At 56.2% G+C, this 24,110-nt stretch carries 21 protein-coding genes and 5 pseudogenes; 12 read left to right on the top strand and 14 right to left on the bottom strand.

The window, feature by feature from the left end; genetic code table 11:
- The first annotated feature begins 37 nt into the window (after positions 1 to 37).
- Together CUC55_RS04340 and CUC55_RS04330 are read left to right on the top strand one after the other, a co-directional pair.
- Positions 38 to 1,009, top strand: coding sequence for a DUF808 domain-containing protein (locus CUC55_RS04340; RefSeq protein ID WP_103087092.1), 972 nt, complete (start codon positions 38 to 40; stop codon positions 1,007 to 1,009).
- Positions 1,010 to 1,777: 768 nt separating this feature from the next.
- The gene (locus CUC55_RS04330) at positions 1,778 to 2,116 is read left to right on the top strand and encodes an ArsR/SmtB family transcription factor (RefSeq protein ID WP_425352732.1); all 339 of its coding nucleotides are present in this window, start codon (positions 1,778 to 1,780) and stop codon (positions 2,114 to 2,116) included.
- 246 nt (positions 2,117 to 2,362) lie between these two features.
- Here the strand turns inward: CUC55_RS04330 and CUC55_RS23535 are convergent, their stop codons facing one another.
- The 5 genes and pseudogenes from CUC55_RS23535 to CUC55_RS04305 all read right to left on the bottom strand — a co-directional run bounded on the left by CUC55_RS23535 (position 2,363) and on the right by CUC55_RS04305 (position 7,028).
- Positions 2,363 to 3,181: a TPM domain-containing protein gene (locus tag CUC55_RS23535; RefSeq protein WP_425352739.1), complete on the bottom strand. Its 819-nt coding sequence runs from the start codon at positions 3,179 to 3,181 to the stop codon at positions 2,363 to 2,365.
- A 1,073-nt stretch (positions 3,182 to 4,254) separates the two neighbouring features.
- The gene (locus CUC55_RS04320) at positions 4,255 to 4,854 is read right to left on the bottom strand and encodes a DUF3667 domain-containing protein (protein ID WP_425352738.1); all 600 of its coding nucleotides are present in this window, start codon (positions 4,852 to 4,854) and stop codon (positions 4,255 to 4,257) included.
- A gap of 465 nt (positions 4,855 to 5,319) precedes the next feature.
- Positions 5,320 to 5,701 (bottom strand): annotated as a pseudogene (locus tag CUC55_RS23105) (type II toxin-antitoxin system VapC family toxin).
- A gap of 8 nt (positions 5,702 to 5,709) precedes the next feature.
- Positions 5,710 to 5,775: pseudogene (locus CUC55_RS04310) on the bottom strand (type II toxin-antitoxin system VapB family antitoxin); the annotation flags it as partial.
- A 341-nt stretch (positions 5,776 to 6,116) separates the two neighbouring features.
- Complete coding sequence (locus CUC55_RS04305) at positions 6,117 to 7,028, bottom strand: LysR family transcriptional regulator (RefSeq protein WP_067653217.1); 912 nt, start codon at positions 7,026 to 7,028, stop codon at positions 6,117 to 6,119.
- A gap of 138 nt (positions 7,029 to 7,166) precedes the next feature.
- On the opposite strand from CUC55_RS04305, the gene CUC55_RS04300 reads away from it, so the two are divergent.
- A complete protein-coding gene (locus CUC55_RS04300) occupies positions 7,167 to 7,496 on the top strand; it encodes a nuclear transport factor 2 family protein (RefSeq protein ID WP_067653219.1) in 330 nt (109 codons plus the stop codon).
- A complete protein-coding gene (locus CUC55_RS04295; RefSeq protein ID WP_103087067.1) occupies positions 7,493 to 8,272 on the top strand; it encodes an SDR family oxidoreductase in 780 nt (259 codons plus the stop codon). Before CUC55_RS04300 ends, CUC55_RS04295 begins: the two co-directional genes overlap by 4 nt.
- 28 nt (positions 8,273 to 8,300) lie before the next feature.
- Here CUC55_RS04295 and CUC55_RS04290 read toward each other — a convergent pair whose 3' ends face one another.
- A complete protein-coding gene (locus CUC55_RS04290) occupies positions 8,301 to 8,768 on the bottom strand; it encodes a MarR family winged helix-turn-helix transcriptional regulator (protein ID WP_103087066.1) in 468 nt (155 codons plus the stop codon).
- A gap of 144 nt (positions 8,769 to 8,912) precedes the next feature.
- On the opposite strand from CUC55_RS04290, the gene CUC55_RS04285 reads away from it, so the two are divergent.
- From CUC55_RS04285 to CUC55_RS04275, 3 genes are all read left to right on the top strand, one after another.
- Positions 8,913 to 9,710: an alpha/beta fold hydrolase gene (locus CUC55_RS04285; RefSeq protein WP_103087065.1), complete on the top strand. Its 798-nt coding sequence runs from the start codon at positions 8,913 to 8,915 to the stop codon at positions 9,708 to 9,710.
- A 466-nt stretch (positions 9,711 to 10,176) separates the two neighbouring features.
- The gene (locus CUC55_RS04280; RefSeq protein ID WP_103087064.1) at positions 10,177 to 11,487 is read left to right on the top strand and encodes a hypothetical protein; all 1,311 of its coding nucleotides are present in this window, start codon (positions 10,177 to 10,179) and stop codon (positions 11,485 to 11,487) included.
- Positions 11,484 to 12,272, top strand: coding sequence for a COG3904 family protein (locus tag CUC55_RS04275; protein WP_067653229.1), 789 nt, complete (start codon positions 11,484 to 11,486; stop codon positions 12,270 to 12,272). Before CUC55_RS04280 ends, CUC55_RS04275 begins: the two co-directional genes overlap by 4 nt.
- A gap of 427 nt (positions 12,273 to 12,699) precedes the next feature.
- Here CUC55_RS04275 and CUC55_RS23530 read toward each other — a convergent pair.
- From CUC55_RS23530 to CUC55_RS04250, 4 genes and pseudogenes are all read right to left on the bottom strand, one after another.
- Positions 12,700 to 13,031: pseudogene (locus tag CUC55_RS23530) on the bottom strand (helix-turn-helix domain-containing protein); the annotation flags it as partial.
- Positions 13,032 to 13,364: 333 nt separating this feature from the next.
- Entirely contained in the window at positions 13,365 to 13,535 is a 171-nt protein-coding gene (locus CUC55_RS22675; protein WP_157940909.1) for a hypothetical protein, read from the bottom strand.
- Between the two features lie 186 nt (positions 13,536 to 13,721).
- Entirely contained in the window at positions 13,722 to 14,735 is a 1,014-nt protein-coding gene (locus CUC55_RS04255; protein WP_067653235.1) for an ankyrin repeat domain-containing protein, read from the bottom strand.
- Between the two features lie 21 nt (positions 14,736 to 14,756).
- The gene (locus CUC55_RS04250) at positions 14,757 to 15,767 is read right to left on the bottom strand and encodes an alpha/beta fold hydrolase (RefSeq protein WP_067653237.1); all 1,011 of its coding nucleotides are present in this window, start codon (positions 15,765 to 15,767) and stop codon (positions 14,757 to 14,759) included.
- Positions 15,768 to 16,887: 1,120 nt separating this feature from the next.
- On the opposite strand from CUC55_RS04250, the gene CUC55_RS04240 reads away from it, so the two are divergent.
- Positions 16,888 to 17,505 carry a TetR/AcrR family transcriptional regulator gene (locus CUC55_RS04240; protein ID WP_082760354.1) on the top strand — a complete coding sequence of 206 codons (618 nt, stop codon included), beginning with the start codon at positions 16,888 to 16,890 and terminating at the stop codon, positions 17,503 to 17,505.
- Positions 17,506 to 17,569: 64 nt separating this feature from the next.
- Here CUC55_RS04240 and CUC55_RS04235 read toward each other — a convergent pair whose 3' ends face one another.
- The 4 genes and pseudogenes from CUC55_RS04235 to CUC55_RS04225 all read right to left on the bottom strand — a co-directional run bounded on the left by CUC55_RS04235 (position 17,570) and on the right by CUC55_RS04225 (position 19,954).
- On the bottom strand, positions 17,570 to 18,130 hold the full coding sequence (locus CUC55_RS04235; RefSeq protein ID WP_067653241.1) for a TetR/AcrR family transcriptional regulator: 561 nt from the start codon (positions 18,128 to 18,130) through the stop codon (positions 17,570 to 17,572).
- 2 nt (positions 18,131 to 18,132) lie between these two features.
- Positions 18,133 to 18,597, bottom strand: coding sequence for a nuclear transport factor 2 family protein (locus tag CUC55_RS04230; protein ID WP_067653243.1), 465 nt, complete (start codon positions 18,595 to 18,597; stop codon positions 18,133 to 18,135).
- An 86-nt stretch (positions 18,598 to 18,683) separates the two neighbouring features.
- Positions 18,684 to 18,955: pseudogene (locus CUC55_RS23100) on the bottom strand (IS3 family transposase); the annotation flags it as partial.
- 105 nt (positions 18,956 to 19,060) lie between these two features.
- The gene (locus CUC55_RS04225; protein ID WP_067653245.1) at positions 19,061 to 19,954 is read right to left on the bottom strand and encodes a LysR family transcriptional regulator; all 894 of its coding nucleotides are present in this window, start codon (positions 19,952 to 19,954) and stop codon (positions 19,061 to 19,063) included.
- Positions 19,955 to 20,074: 120 nt separating this feature from the next.
- Here CUC55_RS04225 and CUC55_RS04220 point away from each other — a divergent pair, with 120 nt between their 5' ends.
- From CUC55_RS04220 to CUC55_RS04205, 4 genes and pseudogenes are all read left to right on the top strand, one after another.
- Positions 20,075 to 20,686, top strand: coding sequence for a glutathione S-transferase family protein (locus tag CUC55_RS04220; protein ID WP_067653247.1), 612 nt, complete (start codon positions 20,075 to 20,077; stop codon positions 20,684 to 20,686).
- Between the two features lie 53 nt (positions 20,687 to 20,739).
- Positions 20,740 to 22,794, top strand: coding sequence for a 2Fe-2S iron-sulfur cluster-binding protein (locus CUC55_RS04215; protein WP_067653249.1), 2,055 nt, complete (start codon positions 20,740 to 20,742; stop codon positions 22,792 to 22,794).
- A gap of 79 nt (positions 22,795 to 22,873) precedes the next feature.
- Positions 22,874 to 23,194, top strand: a pseudogene (locus CUC55_RS04210) (IS701 family transposase); the annotation flags it as partial.
- 578 nt (positions 23,195 to 23,772) lie between these two features.
- On the top strand, positions 23,773 to 24,081 hold the full coding sequence (locus CUC55_RS04205) for a type II toxin-antitoxin system RelB/DinJ family antitoxin (RefSeq protein ID WP_067653253.1): 309 nt from the start codon (positions 23,773 to 23,775) through the stop codon (positions 24,079 to 24,081).
- The last annotated feature ends 29 nt before the right edge of the window (positions 24,082 to 24,110 follow it).

Below are 24,110 nucleotides of genomic sequence, written 5' to 3'. Positions count from 1 at the left end.
TGTTTATTTATTTCAAAATACAAAGGCTGCATTTTTCATGGCAACAGGTCTCATAGCGCTTCTCGATGATGTCGCGNCAATTGCAAAGCTGGCTGCTGCGTCACTCGATGACGTTGCGGCGCAAACGGCCAAGGCCACTGGTAAAGCAGCAGGTGTCGTCATTGATGATGCTGCCGTCACGCCGCGATATGTGGTCGGCCTCAGTCCCGCCCGTGAACTGCCGATCATTGCCCGCATTGCATTGGGTTCGTTGAAGAACAAACTTGTGTTTCTTCTGCCGGCCGCGCTCCTTCTCGGCTATTTTGCGCCGTGGGTCATTACACCGCTGCTCATGGTCGGTGGGGTCTACCTATGCTACGAAGGGGCCGAAAAGCTCTATGCGGTTTTCTTCCCGCATGCTGCGCACGGTCACGAAAAGCAGGTTCTGGGTGAAGAGCTCGATCCGGTCGCTCTTGAAAACCAGAAGGTCAGCGGCGCGGTTCGCACCGATTTCATCCTTTCAGCGGAAATCATGGCGCTAACGCTGGCCGATGTTTCGCAGTCCAGTGTCTATATGCAGGGCTTCGTGCTCGCCGCCGTTGGTATTCTGATCACGCTTGCCGTTTACGGTTTCGTCGCGCTTATCGTTAAGGCAGATGACGTTGGCATTGCGATGGCCAAGACCTCATCGTCGGTCCTTCAGGTCATCGGTCGCGGTCTCGTCTACGGCATGCCTATCTTCCTCAAAGTGCTTGCAGCCGCCGGCACTGCGGCGATGCTGTGGGTCGGAGGCAGTATCTTGGTGCACGGGCTTGCCCAGCTTAGTTATTCTGGTCCCGAACACCTCATCAACGATGTTTCCGCTGCGGTCGTTTCTGCCATCTCATTCGCTCCGTCCGTCGTCGGTTGGCTCGCGACATCTGCCCAGCAGGCTGTGCTCGCCATCATGATCGGTTCCGTTGCCGTCGCTGCCATGGGCACTTTGATTGCGCCCGTGTGGAAAANGATACTCAGCCGCAAACATGTCTAATGCCCGGGATCAGGTGAAATAGCGCACTCTTAGCGGCAGCAGCGCAGCGCCGATGGCGGAAGGATCGCCCTCGGTCTCTCTGAGAGCCAGTTGGAGTATCTTTGAAGCTCAGCATGTTGATGGGAGAGGCTAGGGGCGCTGATGGTTTGAGTTGCTTGCCGATGCGCTCGATTTTGCTTCTAATGTTTCGAAGACGATCCCTGTGAAANGAGTAGCATAACCACCAATCGATCTCATGCACTGGCCATAATCTTTCACGAGGACAAACGTGTTACCCCGCTTTACGCGATAAGCAATGTCGAACGGCTGCCTGTCAATGACTGTCATTTNCATCCGTTCAATGACACCTGCTCGATCATCCGGATAGACGGTCTCAAGGAAACTCTCCGCGGGAAGCCCGCGATCAACCTCCGAATAATCAACATTCATGATCTCTGAATAACGCCTGTCCGCCCAAAACTTATTTTCCACGATGTCCCACGTGTAGAACCCTCCGTTCGTTACGGAAAAGAGCTTATGCCTCATCGATAAAAGTCCCATGTCTAAGTCTCATCTAATGTTGGCTAATACTCAACGATTCGCGTGGAAANTACCCCNTCAAACAGGGGGNAACGATTTTCACAGGCGAATTTGTGGTTGACGAACTCGCATTTACATCTCAATTTGTGGTATTCAATATTGCTGAAATAGCGCTAGTTTGTCTGGAGAGACTTACCAAGTTGGTTTTTTCTATTCCAGTTTATCGCTCGGTGCACAGAGTGCCTCGCTATGGAGCCCGATGGAATGTACTCAAATGCTTCAAAAGCACGATTGCTGAACAACCTTTCAAATGCTGTGCGCCTCGAACTGCTTTCGACCCTCTCAAAAANTGAAATGTCTGTCGGCGAGCTTTGCTCAAAGATAGGCATGAGCCAATCCGCTGTTTCTCAGCATCTGGCGAAACTGCGGTCCGACGGCTTAGTAAACACCCGGAGAGACGCCCAAACCATTTACTACCGCTGCGCCAACCCTGGTGTGCAACGTGTCTTGAATTTGCTCGACGAGATTTTCAGTCCAGAATTTTCCGCCGAGAACACTTACGTCTTTAAAGGCTCCAATAAAGCATGATTACACGGCTGACGATTTAAGACGGATTGGATAGTTGGATTGGTTTCCGCCTTACCCAAGCGAGAATTCTTGTTTGAAGATTGTTGCGTTCAATCTACTCGCTTGGAAGGATGGCAGACATGACGACAGAGACAATGAGGAGTTGCGCCAAGCGAGATGACGTTGACGCGGATACCGTTACCATTTGGATCGAAAGGCCAGGCGTTCGAACCGGTCAGCACGAACGTCCACGCCCCTGTTCGTTATCTACTGCAACAGATCATAGCTGATCAGGTCGAGTTGTGGCGCACCCGTTCTGAGGATCGTATCACGTGCGATGAAGGCGTAATGTTTTCCTTCTTCCAACGGCACCGGCATAAGTGTCGGAACGGCGTCGCTGACATAGAGCACCACATCTTTGCCGTCCGGCGTCCGCACCTGCATAGCAGGACCGATAAAGCGAGAGCGTGGTTCGTTGACCGCCAAGTTACGGTCGCTCATATCAGGTGATTTGGAAACGATCTTCGCCTCGAACCGTAGAAGCTTTTGGAAGACTGCGTCCCTAGCCGGGTCGAACGGTATCGTGCCGCTCGCATGGTCGGCCTGGTTTCTCCGTTTCGCTGCATCATAATCTGCAAANGTCGGATAGCGCACAGACCACTCGAGTGGCTTTGATTGGTTCATCACGCGGTAGGCCGCGCCCGCAAGTGTCGAACTAATCCTTNGTGCAGATACCCTTNGAGATATCTGATCAACAAAGCTTTGTAATCGGCGCCTTGGCGAGTCGTCGTTTNCGAAANGAACCTGCAGGCCAGGCCCCAGAGCCACGCCAACTTGTTTTATGTCCGGAGCGACCACCAGAACGGCGCCGTTGCCTACATCCAGCTTTCCGACCCGCATTTGTCGCATGAAGTCCAGCGCATACTGGTCAGGATCCCGACCTTGCAGGTCCCTGACTGCAACGGTGACCACCTCGACATCGGCGGCCGCNGCGAACTGAAAGGCGATCGTTTGCAATTTGTCGCGTACAAGCGGGTCGAACACGCCTACCTCGTCATAGACAAAACGGTCGAATTTTGATGGCATTGCTTCGGCTGAGAGCTTGGGCAAACGGTCAATGGCAGCGGGGCCGATGGTCTTGGAGCCGCCACTGGGGTTCAACGATGACATGTCATCCAACGGACCCGGAATATCAGGCATCCGGGCCGTATCGGGGTGATTGGATGCGATTGCCGGAACTTCAGCAACGGTTGGCGCCTCCGGCACGCTCTGTTCGACATGTCGTGCAGGGGGCTCCGCTAAAGCGACGGCTAGATCACCATCGCAGTTTTCTTGTTGCTGTTCGCAGGATTGTGCCCAGCCTGCCTTGACGGCATCAAGCCGTCTCTTGCGTCCGGGGTGGGTTGGCCCATCGGCCNGCGGGACCAGAGTGGCAATCGCCTTCTCCGCCTGCGGCAAAGTGGCCCCCATCTTGAAGAGAACGAAGCCTGAGAACTTGTCGGCTTCCAATTCTATCGGCGGCTTGCTGCCGCCCGGCAAAAGCGTGTGGCCGGAAAGATGGTGGCCGATTTCATGCGCAAGGATTGAGGTTCCGCTCCAGTCGTGGTCTCCCGTGGTGCGCGCAACCTCCTGCATGAACTGCCGGTTGTAGGCAATGACCCGCTTCGGAACGCCGTCCTTACCCATGACGATCAGTGCGGCAGCATTCGGCACTGCGCTTTCCGTGATTGTGAAGTTCTGTGGCAGGCCGGTATAGCGCATGATCCGGGAGACAGCGGCGGTCCCGTTCGCCTCGGTGGAGGCCTTGAATGTCCTCGCATCGACCTTTAATGCCTTACCATCATAGGAACAGGCTTGCAGCATTTCGGAAAGCTGCGTGGTCAGTTCATTTTCGTCGACTTTGCTCGCGTCCGCATTGTCCTTTTTCGCCTCTTTATCTTCGGAGGATGTCGGAGGCTGGGCCTGCGCAATAAGCGTGCCTCGTTCAGCTTCATCCAGTTTCGAGAACATGGAGTCGCATATCGCCTTATCGCTCTGCGTTGGCCAGAAACTCGTAGAATTCGCAGCAGATGCACCCTGTGTCAGGATAGATCCCGCGGCCACGCTCGCGCACAGAAATAAGGCTCTCATGGTGTCTTCCTTTCATGTCTTCGCTTCAGTCAGGAAAGTTGCGCGATAACGATACGAATTACGGCGCGTGCATAAAGATAGAAGAGACCCTCCTTCGACAAGTAGAACAGGCCCGCTCCGATCGCGGGCCACCACCATTGTTGTCGCCAATCAATGGCGAAAAACTGTCCGAAAGCGAAAAATACGATCCCGATTTCCACAAAGGGCATATAATAGCCGGTGTAGAAACGGTGAGACTTGACAATTTCTGCGGTGGAATCGAGCAGTAGCGGTGACAGATTGATGGTGTTGGCAACGATAATGACGAAATGCGCATACGTCGCCAGGACTAGGTGTTCAATAAAATTGAACCCCTGCCGCGCCCAGAAAGCGATGTTTGATGCAACCAATATTGCCAAGATGCCAAGTGAGAACGACCATTTTGACCATGATTGCACCAATGCCACTGCTTTGCTGAGCCGCTCGTCCTGGCTGCCGAGGTAGTCAACCTGCGCAATTACCAACAGCAGCACGACAATCGCTGCGAGAAGCAGTTTGAGTGGATGCGTGTGGCTCTTCCGCTGACCAAGAACATACTCACGGGCAACGGCGCCAGGCTTCGTGACGACGCGAAAGGCAGATTTCGCCATGTCGGCTTCAAACCATCGAAGCTTCTCCCAAACCTCGTCGCGCAGGTGTGAAGAGTTCAGCCTCTGTGCTTTCTTCTGTCCGCAAACATGACAATATTTATCACGCAGGGGCTCACCGCAGTTGCGGCAGATCGGCTCCTCAAAAAANCGATTGGATGCACCGGAGATGTCATTCCTCGTGGGTTTCTCACCTAGAGCTGATCTGGTTTCCGGCGATTGTTCCATGCAAATCTCCGCTCGTTATGACGTATTTTCACTGCGAGCGCGGGTGGCACCTCAGTCCATGCAGTGTACAATCGATTTCGGATCGCTGCAGAGCTCACCGTGATAGTCCAAGAGAATAACTCAATATGTAGGCTTCAGCTCTGGTGAGTTCTTTTACTCTGATGGCGTTTTAACAAGAGGGGCGTTGGTTCTGATCCAGTGCAGGCGTTATACTGAATTTCAATACGGTTTGACACTGTGCTAGGTCGGTGTGTCGATTGGTACATGAAGTGTGGCGCCCGTCTTTTTCGTCGCCGCTGTAAGGCGCTTATCTCTGGTCCACAAGAGTGCTCGATGGTCGATTAACGCGGACGGTCGCAAATGCACGTCCGTATGTCTGATCCCCGTGCTGAAGATTGAGTGTCGGTCAATTACAGTCATCACCTCGTCGTGAGAGGCGATCAATGCTTCGGGCTGCGCGGCTAGACACGCTACTACGGCATGACGGTCCTGTAGGTTGCCAAGCGCGAGTTCTCCGATCACGACAGGTGGCAAACAGTTGGTCGTCTTCGAAAATTTTTCGTAGCTCTGCATCTCCGTGGCGGGAGTGATCTATCCAGATTGAGGTGTCTACCAGTATCACTGGGCTGCCTTCGTCCCAGTGAGGGACCTAGCCCTCTCGATAAGGTTGTCGTCGAGATTGATGGTAGATCGCATGCCCAGACCTCTTAAGTTGAGGAGTTAACATTAGCACCATTTGGTGTTGAAATCCACGCCTCTGTCGGGAGGGATGAGAGTTACATATCTGTTTGTCGAGCAGAATTATATTCACCGCCGTGGGATCGATTCCTTCAAGGCGGTAACTGCGCCTCTTGATTTGGCCATTTCCTGCCATTTGATTTNCCGAACACCTTAAATCTCAGCGAGTGTCTACGTGCATAGGATGCAGGTCCCTGTCCTTGGCCGGATAGCAGTCATTTTCCGGACTGTTCTTCCCAGCAAGACGGATGACGTAAAAGTATCTTGGGTACGTATCTTCATGTCGAGAAGACGTTGATCTAAGCACTGGGTAATTGCCCCTTCGCAAATTCGCGCGCCGCCTGAATGAACGCGCTAAAGGCAGCCGGTGGGTTCTTTCTACCAGCGTAATACAGCGCGAGCGGTGCTAGGGAGGGCGTCCAATCCTCTAGAACGCGCACCAGTCGACCGGTCGCAATGTCGTCGCGCACATCTGCCTCCATAATGTATCCCAGGCCCACTCCATTTTGCGCCGCTATCCTGACAAGGCTTGACTCGTCGAGAGTTATTGAGCCTTGCACATCGATCTGGACAGCGTTCCCATCCTTTTCAAATTTCCACCGAAACAAGGCGTTGTTGGGCAGGCGCGCACGGATGCAGCGAAACCGATATAGGTCGGCTGGCACCGTTGGGCGGCCATGAGTGCGCAGGAACTCGGGTGATGCGACAACGGCGTTGCTGCGCTTGGTACCGAGTGGCACAGCGATCATGTCGGTCGGCACTAGATCGGCCGGCCTCAAGCCCAGGTCGAACCCCGCCGCAACAATGTCAACGATCCGTCCCTCCGTGACCAGATCGATATGCACCTGAGGGTAGCGTTGCATGAACGACAATATGAGCGGTTCGATTACCTCTCGGGCTGCTGTCGCGAAAGCATTGATCCGCAAAGTGCCCGTCGGAGTTTCCTGGAGCGATTGGACCGTGAGCATAGCGTCGTGGATGTCCGTCATAGCCGGCCCGACCCGTTCGACAAATGTCTTTCCCGCATCGGTAAGTGAAACGCTACGCGTTGTACGGTTGAACAGGCGCACGCCCAGGCGCTGCTCAAGCTTTGCGATGGCATTGCTCAATGCGGTCGTGGACATGCCGAGCTCGAGCGCGGCGGCTCGAAACGAGCCCAAGCGCGCGATGCTGAGAACGGCGTCTAAATCGACAAGTACAGAGCGTGTCATTATCCCTCTTTTCGCAATTCCTCATCCTCTTTTATCCCAGTTATCGTGTCAAGCAACTCGCCTTAGACTGCTTACACCGACCCCATAAGGGGCGACGCCCTCAACTGGCAGAGGTTGGAATTAAAATTGGAGGAACCAATGACGATCAAACTTCCCATGGCCATCAAAGCGTATTTCGAGGCCGACCGGACAGGCAGCCCGGATGCGATCGCTGCAACATTCACCGAGAACGGCATCGTGAAAGATAAAGGCCTCACGCACCGAGGCCGTGATGCCATCCGCGCATGGATGGCTGATGAAGCTCAGCAATACAGCTACACGGTCGAACCCTTCTTCATTGCCACCGAAAATGGGAAATCCCAGGTAACGGCCCATGCCGTCGGCGATTTCCCGGGCAGCCCGATCAATCTGCGCTTCTTCTTCGTCCTCGCGAACGACAAGGTCGCCGAACTGGAGATCACCGTATGACACAGTTTCTCACCTTGCAGGGCCGTCGCGCTCTGATCACCGGCGGGACCTCGGGCGCCGGCGCTGCAACCGTGGCACTGTTCAATGAGCTCGGCGCCAGCGTATTGACCACCGCTCGTAAGAAGCCCGCCGACTTCTCCGGAGCGGCGTTTGTCGAAGCCGATCTGACCACCCNGACGGGGGTTAAGGCCGTCGTTGATGCGGTACAGCGAGAACTCGGCGGTCTCGACATCCTCGTGAACGTGCTGGGCGGCTCTTCGGCCCCGTCAGGCGGCTTCGCCGCGCTCACCGACGCCGAATGGGAGAAAGAGTTCAACCTCAACTTCTTCCCGGCAGTCAGACTGGATCGCGCTCTCATTCCCGGGATGATCGCTCAGGGAAGCGGTGTCGTCATCCACGTTACGTCGATCCAGAGAAACCTTCCGCTACCCGAGGCGACGACCGGCTATGCTTCGGCCAAGGGAGCTCTCAACACTTACAGCAAGAGCATCTCCAAGGAGGTTTCTCCGAAGGGCGTCCGGGTGGTGCGGGTCTCTCCGGGTTGGATCGCCGATCCGGGTGCCAATGGTCTTGCCCTGCGCATCGCCAAGGAAGCCGGCATCGAGTATCAAGCCGCAGTGCAGGTGATCATGAACTCCCTCGGCGGCATACCGCTCGGACGCCCGGCCAAACCAGAAGAGGTCGCCGATCTGATTGCATTCCTTGCATCGGATCGAGCCGCGTCGATTACCGGAACCGAGCACGTGATTGACGGCGGGACCGTGCCAACCGCTTGAGCATTTGGCCACCACACGCCATCGCAGGTCAGGCGGGTGCGTCCCATCCGCCAATCTGGGAGTAGATCGCATCACGCAAATGCCGCACGTCGCGATTCAACGCAGCGAGTTCCGGTGGTGTCTGCGTCGAGGCTGCAAGCAAGGTGTCGCTGAGGCTACCTGCCTTATGCTGCAAGGCANGACCCAGATCTGTCAGCCCAACCAGTACCTGCCGTTCGTTGTTCACGTTGCGCGTCCGACGTAAGTGTCCGGCGGTTTCAAGGCGCTTCAGAAGCGGTGTCAACGTGCTGGACTCAAGAGCTAGTTTGTCGGCGATAGAAACCACCGTTTGTTCGTCTTCCGCCCAGAGAACGTTCAGGACGAGATATTGCGGATAAGTCAGCCCAAGCTCATCGAGAAGGGGCTTGTATGCGCGCTGGATTGCGATGCCGGCGGTGTAGATCGCATAGCACAATTGGTCGTGCAGAGGCGGGGGATCGTTATGGCGTTGGGTCATTTTGAACTCCTGTAGACATCCATATAATCGAACTTATCACGAAANCCAATATCGCGATAAGAATTATGTTGACGCGGTTATCCAGATGTGAAACTTAATAGATATCGCGATAATAGTTATCGTAATTAAAAAAAGGAGAAAGTCATGACACGCAAGTCCATCACCACAATTTCCGCGATCGCAGCTGCAGCCTCACTGTCGGTTGCACTGCCGGCAGCGAATGCCGCCGACATCATTCCCAAAGATCAATCCGTCAGAAACGTCGTTCTGGTTCACGGTGCTTTTGCCGACGGTTCCGGATGGAAGGGTGTTTACGACAATCTGACCAAACGTGGCTACCGCGTCACCATCGTGCAGAATCCGTTGACGTCCCTTGCAGACGATGTTGCCGCCACCAAGCGTGCGCTCGAGCGGCAAGATGGTCCGGCCATTCTCGTCGGACATTCCTGGGGTGGAACTGTCATCACTGAAGCTGGCATCGATGAGAAGGTTGCAGGCCTCGTCTATGTCTCTGCTCTCTCCCCGGATGCGGGTGAAAGTACGGCCCAGCAATACGAAGGATTTGCGCCCGCATCGGAATTCGTCATCGAGACGACAANGGATGGTTTTGGCTATGTCAGCCCGGCGAAGTTCAAGGCCGGTTTCGCGCACGATGTCAGCGATGCAGAAGCCGCGTTCATGAGCTCTTCTCAGGTTCCGATCAACATGTCGGCGTTCGCCACGAAGCTCGAAAATGCCGCTTGGCGCACCAAGCCCAGTTGGGCTGTTATTGCCACCGAGGACAAAGCCTTCGACCAGGCAATGCTGATTCACATGGCAGACCGCATCAATGCGAAAGTTACCAAGGTGTCGGCAAGCCATGCCCTGTTCATGACGCAACCAGCGGTCATCTCCGACACCATTGACCAAGCCGCCAAGTCCGTCTCCGCAAAAANGCAATAAACGATTTAGCTTCATCGGGACGGTCGCGACCCTCCCGATGACGCTCAAACACATCTGTTGAACAGACCGCGGGCCTGAGCGAGATGCCGACAGGGTCGGAGACTTCCAGGATTCACTCGTCCCTTGCGACCATGACTTCAGCAAATTTACTAAGATTAATTCACGGAGGGCCGCACGTGAAACTGTATGCCGATGACGAAAATGTATCGGCGGTGTATGCGCTTTACGTGAAAACACGGGGCTCCGTTTGGTCGCCAGCGCTTCGATATCGCCTGAAGGCGGGCGGCTCAATTTTGCCCGCCTGTGCTTTCGCATCAGAAAGCGCATACTGCGGCTGCTTTCACGCAGGAATAACCAAAAGTTGATCAGCCATGGTGCACTGCGGGAGCCTCATGTTTTGGCAGCCTTGAATTAGCCGAATTTTGAGGCACGGTTAAGGAATACATTCCTCTTCCGGAGATCGCCCATGGCGCTTGGCGCATCGCATCGCTTAAAGGAAAGCCTGGCGGCGGTCGAAACGATGACACGTTTCGCCCTTGCCGTTCTCGCACTCGCTTCCGGCGTCTACACCTATCTGGGTGTGCGCAGCATTCTGGACGGATCGCCGACGGCGGTCTTTTTNGCCGCCATCATCTACTCCGCGTCGGTATCCGTCGGTATCTATGCCTTCTGGTCCTACATGGCGCGGTTTTATCCGCACGTCACCAGCCGTTCCAGCCGCACCGCCATGCTGGCGGTGATGGCCGTTGGCTGCGTGATGATCCTGGCGATGTCGAGCTGGTTGAATGCCGCTGCGCTCGCAGGATCGGCGGCACTTGAACAGCATCTTGCGGAAACGGTCGAGGATTACACAGAAGATCTGGATCAGGCGCACCAGAATGCGCTGGCCGCACAGAGCCTGTTGCCGGACATTCAACGCGCCAAGGAGCGTTTCACCCAGCTTGCGGCATCCGAACGACAGTCCGGCGCGCTGACCGGCACTACCGGTTCCGGCAGCGTTGTTTCACTGCTGTCGCAGATGTCGTCGCAACTGAACGAACTGGAAANCGGCATCAATGCCTCGCGTGAGCAGGTTACCAGCCTGTTCAACGAAGGCCAGAAACGCCTCGAGACCATGCGTGGTCTCGTCTCTGCACCCGGCGTCGTGGAGCCACGCGCAGACAAGTTCTCGTCGGAAGTCGTGGCCCTGACCGGCGTCATTACCTCGTTGGGACAAACCTCGATCGCTCCCTCCATCCGCCGTGCGGCCGACGATCTTTCGCTTGGCTTCATCGCTCCGATCCCGGACGGTGGCGAACAGGATCTGATCACCCGTCAGGACCGAGTGATGGAAACCATCCGCACCTCGGTTGCGGCGCAATCCAAGGTGCTGTCCGACGCCGCCGACGAAATTCTCTCGCGTGCTCCCGTGGCCGAGCGGCGTTTTGTGCCGCTATCGTCTGCCGAAGCCGTTCTGCGTTATGCTTCCGACTTCATTCCCGCATGGGCAGGGGCAATTTCCATCGACCTGTTGCCAGGTGTCCTGGTGTTCATTCTGGCCGTGGTGAATGGTGCAATCCGCAGGCAGGAAGAGACCATGCCGTTCGCCGAACGGATCACCGTGGCAGAACTGATGCAGACGCTGGCGATACAGAAGGCCATTGCCGCGGAAGCCATGTCAGCCACCGAAGTGCAGGCCACAGAAGATGCCATTGCCGAAGCCAAGGACGACACGGAGGCCAACAACATCACGAGTCTCGGTATCAACAAAACGCCGCGCAAAGGTCCCGCGACGTGAAAGCGGCATCCGCGCTAAAGGCCTTGATCAACATGGACGACGGCGTGCTGATGCGCGGCGCCTTCTATTTGCTGCTCGCGGCTGCGGCCGTCTTTCTGGTAATCGACATCCGGGAGATCAGCACGGCCGAAGCGGCACGACCGGGTCTTGAAACATTGCCGGATGTGCCGATCTTTCTCCCGCCGACGACCGTGCCAGAGGCGCCTGGCGCGCCGCCAGTCCAACCCTCGAGTCCGGAGGAAGTTTTGCGCAAGCCGATGACATTCAATCTTGTCTCGGGTGGCGTACTCGTTGCCGAAGGCACCATCGAACCCGGCGCAGCCGGCCGTTTTGCCAGCGAGGTCGAGGCCCGTGGCGAGTATATCAAATTGGTCTCTTTGAACTCACCGGGAGGTTCGGTCGATGACGCCATTGCGATGTCCAAGCTGATCCGGGAGAGGAATATCGCCACGAAGGTTGCGGAAAAGGCGCTCTGCGCCTCCTCCTGCCCAATTGTGTTTGCCGGTGGCGCGACACGATCAGCCGAAAAAGATGCCGTGGTGGGCGTACATCAGGTGTTCAATGCCGGCATCGACCGCCCGTCACCGGAGCAAGCGATGTCCAGTGCTCAGGCGACCACCGCGCGTGTCGCGCGACATCTCGATGAAATGGGGATCGGCGCGGGTTTGTGGATCCATGCCCTGGAGACCCCGCCGAACCAGCTCTATTATCTCACGCGCGCAGAAATGTCGGAATACCGGCTGACGACCGACGCAACCCCTGTGGCTGGAAACAGCGCTGGCTGACGCTCAATCAGACATGTCGAAACCCGGTAGCCATACCCGCAAAGCCTCGAAGAGGTGACCCGCACAACAGGCAATGCAGGCGTTTTATTGGTTCCGATAAATGACTGCTAGGTAAACAAGACTATCGCCTTGGCAAATCATGCGCAGTAACACGAGGGGAGGGCGTGAACTGCAAAATCGTCACCCACCGCAAGCCAGGCAACCATAGGCGTGCCAAGCGGGAGTATGCTGGTCGCGGCCGGTCCGGCCTTGTCATCGATCACGCGCTTCACATCGAATATGACGGGCCATCCTTCCTAGTTGGCTGGGAAAGCCCCCGGGGGGGGNCTGCGATCAACCTCCGCACTTTGAACTTGGCGAAGCAAACGGCGGCCGATGCGGGACCCAGCGCCGTCTCGATCGCCCGGCGGGGGATGTTTCACATATAGTCCGTCGGCAAATGATTGGTCGTCTGCACTCGAACGTCGCCAAAAAGCTTCCTGATCATCAGTTCCCTGATCTTCCTGGCATCCCAGTGTGGCTTGCTGTTCTTGGCAGGGACGATCATAATCTCATTGCATCAGGCAACCGGTTGGCACAGCGCACCGGCCGCCGGGACCGGTCCGTCAGTGCCTCCAACCCGCCTTGCCTGTAGCGAATGAAGATTTTGTAACCGGTCATGGGCGAAATGTCGAACTCTCGGCACAACTCGCTCATCCCTTCGCCCTCCAGACGCGGGGCGACAAAACATTGAGCAGAGAGGCGGGCGGTTGCGATCAATCCGCAACTAACCTATGCCGTTTTCGTCTTAAATCCCGATTCAGTTTCGGGCGGTGATCGGTATTTACTTTCGCGACCCCTTTGACCAAATTGAAANTACTATTAAAGCAGCTTGTGTTTAAAGTCAGGAGCTGCGTGTCCTCTCGTCGCAACAGAAGTCTCCTATCATCCGAGTATCTCATTTCGATAAGGTGCCTTTGATCCGATGATGATGAACCCGCGATGGACAGCACCGGTCGTAACATTGATCTTTGGCATATTTTTCTGGCAAGTCGTTTGTCATCTAGGCGACGTCAATGAACCTTGGGATGCCACCGCGTACTGGTACGCTGCCTATCCTTTATCAGTAATCATATCTGGAGTAATCGCGTGGTTTTCCGGTAAATTGTGGTACGCAGGAGCCATAATCACATTCGCGCAGTTGCCTGCGTTGGTCGTTGCAAACAACGACACTTCAATAATGATCGGCCTCCCTTTTTTGCTCGCCTTGTCGCTTCCTGCCATCGCGACATCCGCGCTTGCAACGCGGTTGCGACGTCGGGCTTGAGATTGAGAGGACGCTTCCCCCTCGCGCTGAACGCAATGAAGAGCTGCTAACAATCCCGGCAGAGAATTCGTGCTTAGGCTCATCGCCCCTCATGCGTCGCCGCGGCACTTGCTGCGACAAACGCAATTTCCGATGTGGCGTGATCAGGTGGTCTGCTGAGTGTCGCTGCTCAGGATTTCAACGATCCGGTCGTAGCCGTAGAGAGTAGCGAGGCTTAGGGGTGTCAGGCCCGAGTGGGTTTTCAAATCACGGCGAGCACCGGCGCGTACCAGGGATGCTACGGCATCCACATATCCATGCCACACGGCATCGTGCAACGCGGTCAGGCCATTGTAAGGACCCTGTGCATCGAGCTCAACCTGTGTGTCCCCCTGCTTTGTTGATGAGGTCAGAATATCGATGTGATCCACCTTTCCGAAGTAGGCAGCGTCATGAAGTGGCGAACCACGCATGAGACCGATGGTACGGCGAGGATCTGCACCAGAATCCAGCAATACGCGCACTATGTCGGCATGGCCTTCGCGAACTGCGAGACCGAGAGGCGTGTAGTCGTCATCGAACGTCCCGGTTATTGGCACCCTAACCTCAAAATCCGCGCCATCTGCGATCAATCGCTTCACCTCCTCCATATTTCCGGCCTTGACTGATGAGATGATCGACAAGCCCGCGATGTGCTCTTCATCCGCCTCATCCCGCTCCTCAATAAGCGCTACGATTGCTTGGAGGTCGTCGTGCTTGGCGATTTCGAGCGCGGTCTGTTGCCAGTAGTTCCGTATCGTGGTCCGAGCGCGACGCGACAGCAAAACCCGCACGGCAGATTCGTGCTTGTGAAGCACGGCATCCATCAAGGCGGTGTTACCGAGAACGGGCGACTGCTGATCGATGAAGGCGCCGTGGTCCAAGAGCATTCCGATGACGTCGGCGCTGCCGGACTGTGCTGCCTTGTGAAGTGCTGTTGCTCCCATACGAGGTTCCGTCGCCAGCACGTCCGCGCCGGCAGTCAGGAGCAAAGCAACAGCTTGTGCCTGCCCAAGCGCAGACGCGATCATCAACGGCGTGAGACCATCGGGGCCTCTAGCATTGACGTCGGCCCCGGCGTCAATAGCGCATTTGACCGAAGCAAGATCGCCTGTACGAAGTGCGTGAGAAAGTGTCATGGTCTTATGGTCCTTGATCGGTTAGGCAGTTGCTGTAACGGTGGTATTCAGGCCGTTCAGGAATTTGATGATTTCGGCATTCACGCGTTCGCGGGCTTCATGATGAGGCCAGTGACCAACACCTTCCAGGCGCACGACATCGACGAGCCCGGGCGCTGTCTCGCGCATCTCTTCCACGGTTGGTGGGACCGGGTGGAACAGTCGGCACAACCCGTCTGCATCGCCCCAAATATAAAGGGATGGCTGCTTGATCAGCACATCCTTGTAGGCAGCGAGATGCTCAAACGTTGCCTGCACGCCACGGTACTGGTTCAGACCGCCTCGGAATCCCGTTCGCTGGAACGTTTCGATGTTGTGCTTCACATAGGCTGGATCGGCCCAGCTCGGCAGCACGTCGGGGGCAGGTCGAAACATATTCCGCTTTGTGTCGATGGGGTCCCAGCCGGTTCCTTCAGCGGGCTCGCCTGAGAGCCAGTAAAGTGCACTGGGAATAGTCTTGCTCGCATCACGGATTCGGTCATCCGTCTCGGGCTTCATCATGTCGAAAGCATAATAGAGAGCGCTGAGACCGCGACTGCGTAACATGTCCCAGGTACTCAACTCGCCACGCGGCAGGAATGGAATACTGAGCGTTATGATCCCGTTGAAACGATCTGGTCGCATGACCATTGCCCGTTGTCCGTGGTCCGCGCCCCAATCATGCGATACGATCGTCGCGGTCGGTACCTGCAATGCATCAAGGATGCCAATCAGGTCGCCCACAATGAAGGCTCCGCTATAAAGTGCTGGATCATCCGGGGAATAGCTGTCGCCAAAACCCCGCATGTCCAGCGCGACCGCGCGGTACCCGTTTTCGGCGACGACTTGCATCTGGCTACGCCACGTTTCCACTGTGTCTGGAAAGCCGTGCAAGAAAAGCACGACTGGACCACGGCCTTGTTCAACGACATGGAAAGAGGCGCCGTTGGCCTCAATTTGCGAATGCTGTTCCGGGTAATCCGCTGCGGCTGATACATCATGAGGGTCACTCATTTTATGCTCCAATTTATACATGATCCGCGCCTTGTGGTGCGCGTTGGATCGGCTCCAATTCGATAACTTCTCCACCTGAGGCGCGAAGCCGCTTGAAGTATGTGGCGTGGTCGATAAGCTGGGCTGGGAAGTAGAGGCCCGATGGAGGCGTATCGCCTGCGAGACCAGCCAGGCGTTCAAGAACGAGAGCGACACCCAAACCCGTTAGCGGCATCTGACCACCGGGGTGAATGATCGCGTGACGTTTCCGAAGCTGCCGCCCGGCGTGATCCAGGCCCGAAAGGTTGATCATGATTTCAGTTGAGACCGGTCCGCCATTTCGGCGGGCGGAGCTCATTCCAATGGCCAAGTCGAACCGAATATCAGGTGCGCCGGTTGCGTTTGCCAGCAACAAGACATCGTTCGGCGAAAACATGTTCGCGTCCAACTCGGTACCGTCGATTGCGCGAACTTTGGATCTGGTCTCGTCGCCATGGCACCACCGCCACGCGCCAGCCGTTCTCATAAGAGCGGCAGCTCCCGCATGCATCTGGCGCTCAAGGTCTGCATTTGCTGCGGGTCCGAACGCCTCCTGTTCGTCGAGCACCGCCTCGATGTGAATGTTTNCCAGACGACCAAATTCTCGGGCGAACAAGAGTGACGGTACGCTTGTCGCACCTACTAGCCACTCTGTACCGAGGACAACGGGCGCGGCGGCAGGGTTTTGCATGAATGTCGCAGTTTCCAAGCCGAGTTCGCTGATGCTTGGTGAGATGTTGACGTGCCCGACGCCCATTTGCTGTGCCCAGCGGAGAGCCGCCCCGGTTTCATCGGTGAACAGCGTTGCGACTGCCGAGACACGCCGCTCACCTAGCCCCAGGTTGGACGCAGTGAGGTCCACGACCACTGCAGACGTGCCGTCGACAGCTGCTGCTGCTCGTATCGCGCGTTGTTCGTCGCGACCGCCAATGAGGATAGGTACATCAGGATGTTGGTCACGCAAGAAGCGTGTAGCCCAGCGCCCGACCTCACCAGCGCCGCCGATAATCAGGATTGGGTCGTGCAGACTTCCAGAAGCTTGTAACATTGCGGTACCTATGTTTNACTAATACCTACTTATGGTAGGTTACTAAAAGTAGGTATGCAAGTGGAAAAACCAAAAGTCGCTGCCGATAACAGGACGGCGGGTCGTCTTTCAAAGCCTGAGCGGCGTCAGCAGCTCCTTGAGACGGCGCGCCTGATCGTTCGGGAGGAAGGCGCCGATAGGCTGACGCTAGGCCATCTCGCAGTGCGTGCGGGCGTTTCCAAGCCTGTGACGTACGAGCATTTTGAGACCAGAACGGGTCTGTTGATTAACCTCTATCGTTGGATAGACACAGAACGCATTACCGCGTTTCGCACGCTTATGGCTCAGGATAATCGACCGGCGAGAGAGACTGTTTCGGCTTTGGCTAAAACCTATCTGGCTTGCGGAACCGACCAGGGTGACGAATTTCATGCTGTCGGCGCGGCGCTTGCAGGAAGCGAAGAGAAAGCAGGCGTTTACCAGGAGTTGGTCGACGCTGTGATCGAGATGTTCGTGGAAGTTCTACGGCCTCACTCAAGCTTACGGCCGGAATCGCTGGCGTTGGCTTCCGCGGCTTTGGTTGCAGCAGGAGACGCATTGACAAGCGCCGTTACGCGCGGGAATTGCTCTGCTTCTGAGGCAGCGGAGGTGTTTTCGAATCTCATTGGAGCTGTTGTCCAAGGCAAAGTCTAAAAAGAGGTGCAGGGCGCCAACAACCCTTAGTTTTTCAACATTAAGTGGCCAGAGCAGTCATCTTTCAATGGACCAGTAGTCGCCTCCGGAGCTGGTCCATGGCGCGTTGAAACACGGCTGGATTGTCCAGCGCGCGCGACAGCACTATTGCGCCTTGTATGGAAAGCACGGCGTCTTCCGATAGAATACGCGCCTGTTCATCGTGCTGGCCCTGCCGAACAAGTGCCGCTTGCAACGCGTCTACCCAGCTTGCGAAATAATCCCGAACGGCCCGCGAGAAGCGGTCTCGTGTATTGGAGACGGCCAAGGCACCAACCAGGCACACGCGTCTGCCGGATTTGAAGTAATCCGTGACAGCATCAAGCATTGCATCGATGGCAGCATTGGCATCGCTCCCGCTCCGCAATGGGACGTATACGGCATTTTCGAACCATTGCTCGATTTCGGTGAGGACAGCTCGCACCATTTCTTCCTTCCCGCCGGGAAAAAAGTTGTAGAGACTGCCCTTGCCGAGGCCCGTAGCCTTGCCAATCAAGGCAAGGCTTGCGCCTTCGTAACCGTGTTCACGGAACACTTCAGCCAGGGGAGCTATGGTGTCAGATCTTTCGGCGACCATGCGGGCCATGACTAGAGACCCAAATCGCTGAGGCCAGGGTGGTCATCCGGCCGACGGCCGAGCGGCCAGTGGAACAGGCGCTCGCTTTCAGAGATCGGCATCTCATTGATGCTTGCATGTCTGTGCGCCATCAGACCGTCCTCGGCGAACTCCCAGTTTTCGTTGCCATACGCTCGGAACCATCGAGCGCTATCGTCACGATATTCATAGGCGTAGCGCACGGCGATGCGGTTACCGGCAAAAGCCCAAAGCTCCTTGATGAGGCGGTATTCATGCTCCTTGTTCCACTTGCGTGTCAGAAATGCCAGCGCGTCGTCACGAGTCGTGCAGAACTCCACGCGGTTACGCCAACGCGTGTCAAGCGTATAGGCCTGAGCGACCTTGGTAGCATCGCGCGTGTTCCAGCCGTCTTCGGCAAGACGAACCTTTTGTATTGCACTTTCGAGTGTAAAAGGTGGGAGTGGAGGGCGTGACATGGGAGTCCTTTTTNCAATTTGTACTGCTCGGTACTTAGTTTACTGATCAGTACAATGTTCGTTGACGTGTTACCTGTCAAGCACGCAAGATCGGAAAGCGATCTATCGGCGACGAGCGTCAGCCACTTCCTTGTGTAATCATCAACCACGGTCAGAACCCGCAACCCGCGCCAATCGTTTAGCCGATCCGAGACGAAGTCGTGTCACCATCACTGGCTGCCCTAGGCATCGGCGCTAGCGTGCCTATCGCTCGTCTCCCACCGCCGCGCCTGCGCACCCTCCGCTTGTCCCCGCGATAGAGCCGGGAAAACTTTTCGTGGTTCACAATGCGAACCAGGAGCAGCACATGAATGCGTCTATCTGGCGATCCGATTAATCACCGCTTGCAGCGCGTCGTTATTCACCCTGCCTGAGCTGAGTTGCTTATCGAGACTGTCACGTAAACAGTGCCGAAGGGATTTGTCTATTTCAACAATGCCCTCAGCCGCGGCGTCGCAAAGTCCAGAAACGTCCTTAGTTTGAGCGGCATCAGGCCCACCGATAGATGAACGAGATGAACCGGCGATGCCTCTCGTTCAAAATCTTCCAGCAGCGGCACCAGCAAACCGGCATCGACTGCGCGCTTTGCTTGATAGGCCATGACCCGCGTCATGCCGAGGCCGGACGCTGCTGCATCTACCGCAGCTTCTGCCGTGTTGACGGAAAGGCGCGTCCGGATTGGCACCGCGATATCTTTTGCGCCATCGTGGAACGTCCAGAACCGTGTCGAGAGCACGCCTTCGAACGCGATGCAATCGTGTTGTTTGAGTCCGTCTGGATGGGACGGATGGGAATGCCGCTTCAGATAGTCGGGATTGGCATAAACGGTCGTGCGCGTGGAGCCGAGGGGGATAGCCATCAGGCTGCTGTCCGACAGGCGGCTGATGCGCAGCGCGACATCGATATGTTCGTCGGCAAGACTGATCGGCCGGTCGCTCATGATCAGGTTGATGTTGATGTCCGGAAACGCTTTCAGAAAATCCGTGACAACCGGCAGAACATGCAGACGACCGAAGACGATGGGCGCCGTCAGTGTCAGGTCTCCCTTTGGTGCGACGTATTCTCCGGTGGCGCGGCGTTCGGCTTCTTCTACCCTCTCAAGAATTTCGCGCGCTGCACTGACATAACTCTCTCCAGCCTCTGTGAGCAGCATTCTGCGGCTGGTGCGGGTGAACAGGCGAACGCCGAGAAGGCTCTCCAACTCTGAGATCTTGCGGCTGACCGTCGGTAGCGGCGAGTGCAATGCGCGCGACGCAGCGGAAAGGCTACCATGTTCCACCACTGACAAGAGAACACCCATGGCATCGAGACGATCCATATTTACCTTCCATAAAACGAGAGGGTGGTTACATAAATAACCGTCTACTCTAAAAATATGGTTCCCGCTAGGTTTGTCACGTTACCGGATGAAGGTGTCCGGACCTCAAGGGAGCAAACCATGAAACTCTATCACTTTCCGCTTTCGGGCCATGCGCATCGCGCTCGTCTTTTTCTTTCCTTGCTGAATGTGAAAGCTGAGATCATCGACCTCGATCTGGCGAACGGCGAGCACAAGACGCCAGAATTCCTGAAGCTCAACCCGTTCGGCCAAGTGCCTGTGCTCGTAGATGGGGATGTCGTCGTCAACGATTCCAATGCTATCCTAGTCTATGTTGCCACGAAGCTTGGCCGCAAGGACTGGATGCCCGACGATCTTACCTCTGTCGCAAAGATACAGAAGTGGCTTTCCGTTGCCGCCGGAGAAATTTCGTATGGCCTGTGCGCGGCCCGCCTGATCACGGTATTCGGAGCAGACTTCCGCGCCGACGAAGTGATTGCCCGCGCTCACCGGATTCTCGGCCTTATCAATGCCGAACTCGAAAATCACCGTTTCATCATCGGCAATACACCGACCATCGCGGATATCGCGCTCTATAGCTACATCGCTGGCGCACCGGAGGGCAATGTCGATCTGACGCCGTATCCGGAGGTCCGCCACTGGCTGGCGCGGATCGAAGCTTTGCCCGGTTTCGTCGCTCTTCCGAAAACGGCCATCGGCCTCGCAGCCTGACATAGCCTTGCGGCCGGGTGCTGGCCCGGCCGCCGTTTCCATAGGAGGTTCGAATGCCTGTTAAAGAACTCTCACCATCGTCACCCTGGCATGCGGGCGAACTGCAAATACAGCGCCACGCCGGTGTGGTCGAACAAATGGACCCTGTCGGGCGCAAGGTTTTGCGCACGTTCATGCTTGATCAGCATCGGGAGTTCTATCCGATGCTGCCGTTCATCGTCATCGGAACTGTCGATGGCGATGGCACGCCATGGGCGACGATCCGTAGCGGACGGCCGGGCTTTATGCAGGCGCCCGATGCCCTGACGCTCAGCATCGATGCCGCCAGCGATCCCGATGATCCCGCCGAAGCCGGAATGAACGACGGCGACCCGATCGGTCTGGTCGGCGTCGATCTCATTACACGCCGACGTAACAGGATGAACGGTACGGTCATTCGCAGCGGCGGCGATCGTTTCACCGTCGCCGTCGGGCAGAGCTTCGGCAATTGTCCGCGCTACATCCAGCATCGTCAGTTCAGCTTCGTACGCGATCCAGCAACGCGGCAATCTTCCGAAGTGATTGTTTCAGATAGGCTCGACGCACATCAGCGTGGCATCATCGAAGCCGCCGACACTTTCTTCGTGGCGTCCTATGTGGACCTGGAGGGTGAAGGACGGCAGGTGGATGCCTCCCATCGTGGTGGCCGGCGCGGTTTCGTTCGTGTCGATGCCGATGGTGGCCTGACTGTGCCGGATTTCAACGGCAACCTGTTCTTCAACACGCTCGGCAATTTCGCCGTCAATCCGCGCGCCGGGCTACTGTTCGTCGACCATGAGACGGGTGACATGTTGCAGATCGCTGGAAGCGTCGAGATCATACTGGATTCACCCGAGATCGCGGCCTTCGAGGGCGCCGAGCGTCTATGGCGCGTCATGCCGGAAAAGGTGGTGCTGCGCAAAGATGCACTGCCACTGCGCTGGAACTTTCTTCAAGATGGCATGTCGCCAAGCAGCTTGATGACGGGAGACTGGCGCGAGGCCGCAAGCCGCTTGAAGGTCGCGGCCCAGGCAAAAGCCTGGAGGCGCTTCCGCGTGGAGCGAACCATCGACGAAAGCTCGACGATCCGTTCGCTGTACCTTGCGCCGGTCGATGACGAGGCTGTCATCCCGCATCAGGCAGGCCAGCATCTGCCGATCAGCATCACGGATGGGACGGACACGATCCGCCGCAGCTATACGCTCTCAAGTGCTCCGTCGGACGGCTTCTACAGGCTGAGTGTGAAGCGTGAAGGCCGGGCATCCACTCTCCTGCACAAAATGCGCGAAGGCGACGAGATCGAGGCGCTATCACCAGCCGGAGCGTTCACAATCAATGCAACGGAACGCACCCGTCCGGCTGTGCTCCTTGCAGCTGGCATTGGCATAACACCTTTGCTGTCGATGCTGCGTCATGTCGTCCATACAGGTGACAGAACGCGTTATCGTCGGCAGGTTTGGTTGTTCAGGTCGTCGCGCACCTCTGCCGAAAGAGCATTCGACCGCGAAATCGGCGAACTGGTTGTGCGTAGCGAAGGGACCGTTCGGGACATCAAGGTGCTCGGTGCGCCCGATATCGACGGCGACGGCCTTTTCGATGCAATCGGGCGCATCGACATGGCGCTTTTGAAGGCACAGTTGCCGTTCGGCGATTATGACTTCTACATCTGCGGGCCGTCGTCCTTCATGCAGTCGATGTATGACGGGCTGCGCAGACTTGACATCGCCGATGGTCGTATTCATGCGGAAGCGTTCGGACCCTCCGGCCTGAAGCGCGATCACGCTGTTCACGTATCCGCGCAGCCGCGCAAGCCTGCCGCTTCGGTCCCGACGCCTGTCGTCTTCACGCAATCTTCAATAAAGGCGCAATGGAAGCCGGACGGCGGGACCTTGCTGGAACTAGCAGAGCAAAGTGGCCTCAGCCCGCCCTATGGCTGCCGCGCTGGAAATTGCGGGGATTGTCGAACGAAGATCGTCAAGGGTGACGTCAGTTATCTCTCCGAACCTAGCTATGCGGTAGAAGATGGCGAGGCGCTGATTTGCTGTTCGGTTCCTGCACAAGGGGAGGAGGGTTTGCAACTCGGATTGTGAGTGCTGCAAATTCGTTGTCAGACGACTTGTCGCGTGCCTGTAGCTCCGGAAGACATTTCCGCTGAACCTTCGAAGATAAACCGGGCTTTGGACGCGTGGCTTGTTGATCCGGCGCAATATCAGCGATGGCGATCTAGCATTCTTCACGACCTGGTGCCCGGCCGGAACAGGCATTCAGACGCTCGTATCCGTCGAAGGTCGGCGTTGGGCAATGGAAGATAGCTTCGAGACAGCCAAGAGCGAACTGGGCCTCGATCATAATGAGACCCGCCCGTGGCATGGTTGGCATCCCCATGTCTCGCTCGTCATGCTCGCCTTCGCAACGATGGCTGTGATCCGATATCGCGCCAATAATGCGGCACCCCAAAAAAGACCGAGGATGCCGACCATCAAGATCTGATCCGCTGGTCCATCCAAGAGGTCCGACGCATTGCTAATAAGCTTGCCCAGCGACGTATAAAGCCCGCCTACATTATTGCATGGTCATGTTGGAGACTAGCGCATCAGGCTCCCGCATGACGCGCTCATTTGAAATTAAAATGCAACTGTAATGTTAGGTTAGAAACCACAGAAATCGTTGGCCCCGGCGGTCTATATTTAACGGGGAGTAGTCTTGAGGTTGCCGTTGAGGGGTACCGTGACGACGTTATCCATTATCATCTACACCTGCTGGATGATGCCGGTTTNCTATGCCGGTGAGGATCAAAAAGCAGCCTTCAATTTCAGTAACCTTTCGTGGACTGAGTTGGAGCGACCACGAGTTCCTAGACAGTGTCCGACGCAAAGACGTTTGGGATCAATTATGAAAATGGCGGGAGGAGGCAACTTCGAGATCGCGAAGGCAGTTGCTGTCGCTTATATTTCTGAGCAGCTATGATCGCAGTTTGGTATCGCGCTTAAAAGTAGAGTGGCGAAAAGACGAACGCTAGATTTNGTAATTCAATTGCATTACTATTAGATATCAATCTGGAGATAGCTATGGCTGCAAATGCGCTCGTTCAAACTCGTATCGATGCTGACGTTCGTGACCGGGCGTCCCTAGTTCTTGAAGGTATGGGACTTACAGTGTCAGACGCGGTCCGCATACTGCTTACGAGAACCGCCAACGAGGGCATGTTGCCGCTTGAACTTTTTTCAGGCAGCGAGGCTCACGATACTTGGTTTCGTGCCAAGGTGCTTGAGGCGCTAAATGATACAAGACCGGATATTTCCGACGATGAAGTCGAGGCTCGTTTCGAAAAGCGTCGGCAGGCTGCGCGCAATAAGGCGGCGGGTATAACGTGTTGAGACTAACCTAGTTTCCGTTTGCTTTATCG

It is taken from the genome of Agrobacterium bohemicum (assembly GCF_002896715.1).
Taxonomy (GTDB): Bacteria; Pseudomonadota; Alphaproteobacteria; order Rhizobiales; family Rhizobiaceae; genus Agrobacterium; species Agrobacterium bohemicum.
This window is presented reverse-complemented; position numbering and strand designations above follow the sequence as displayed.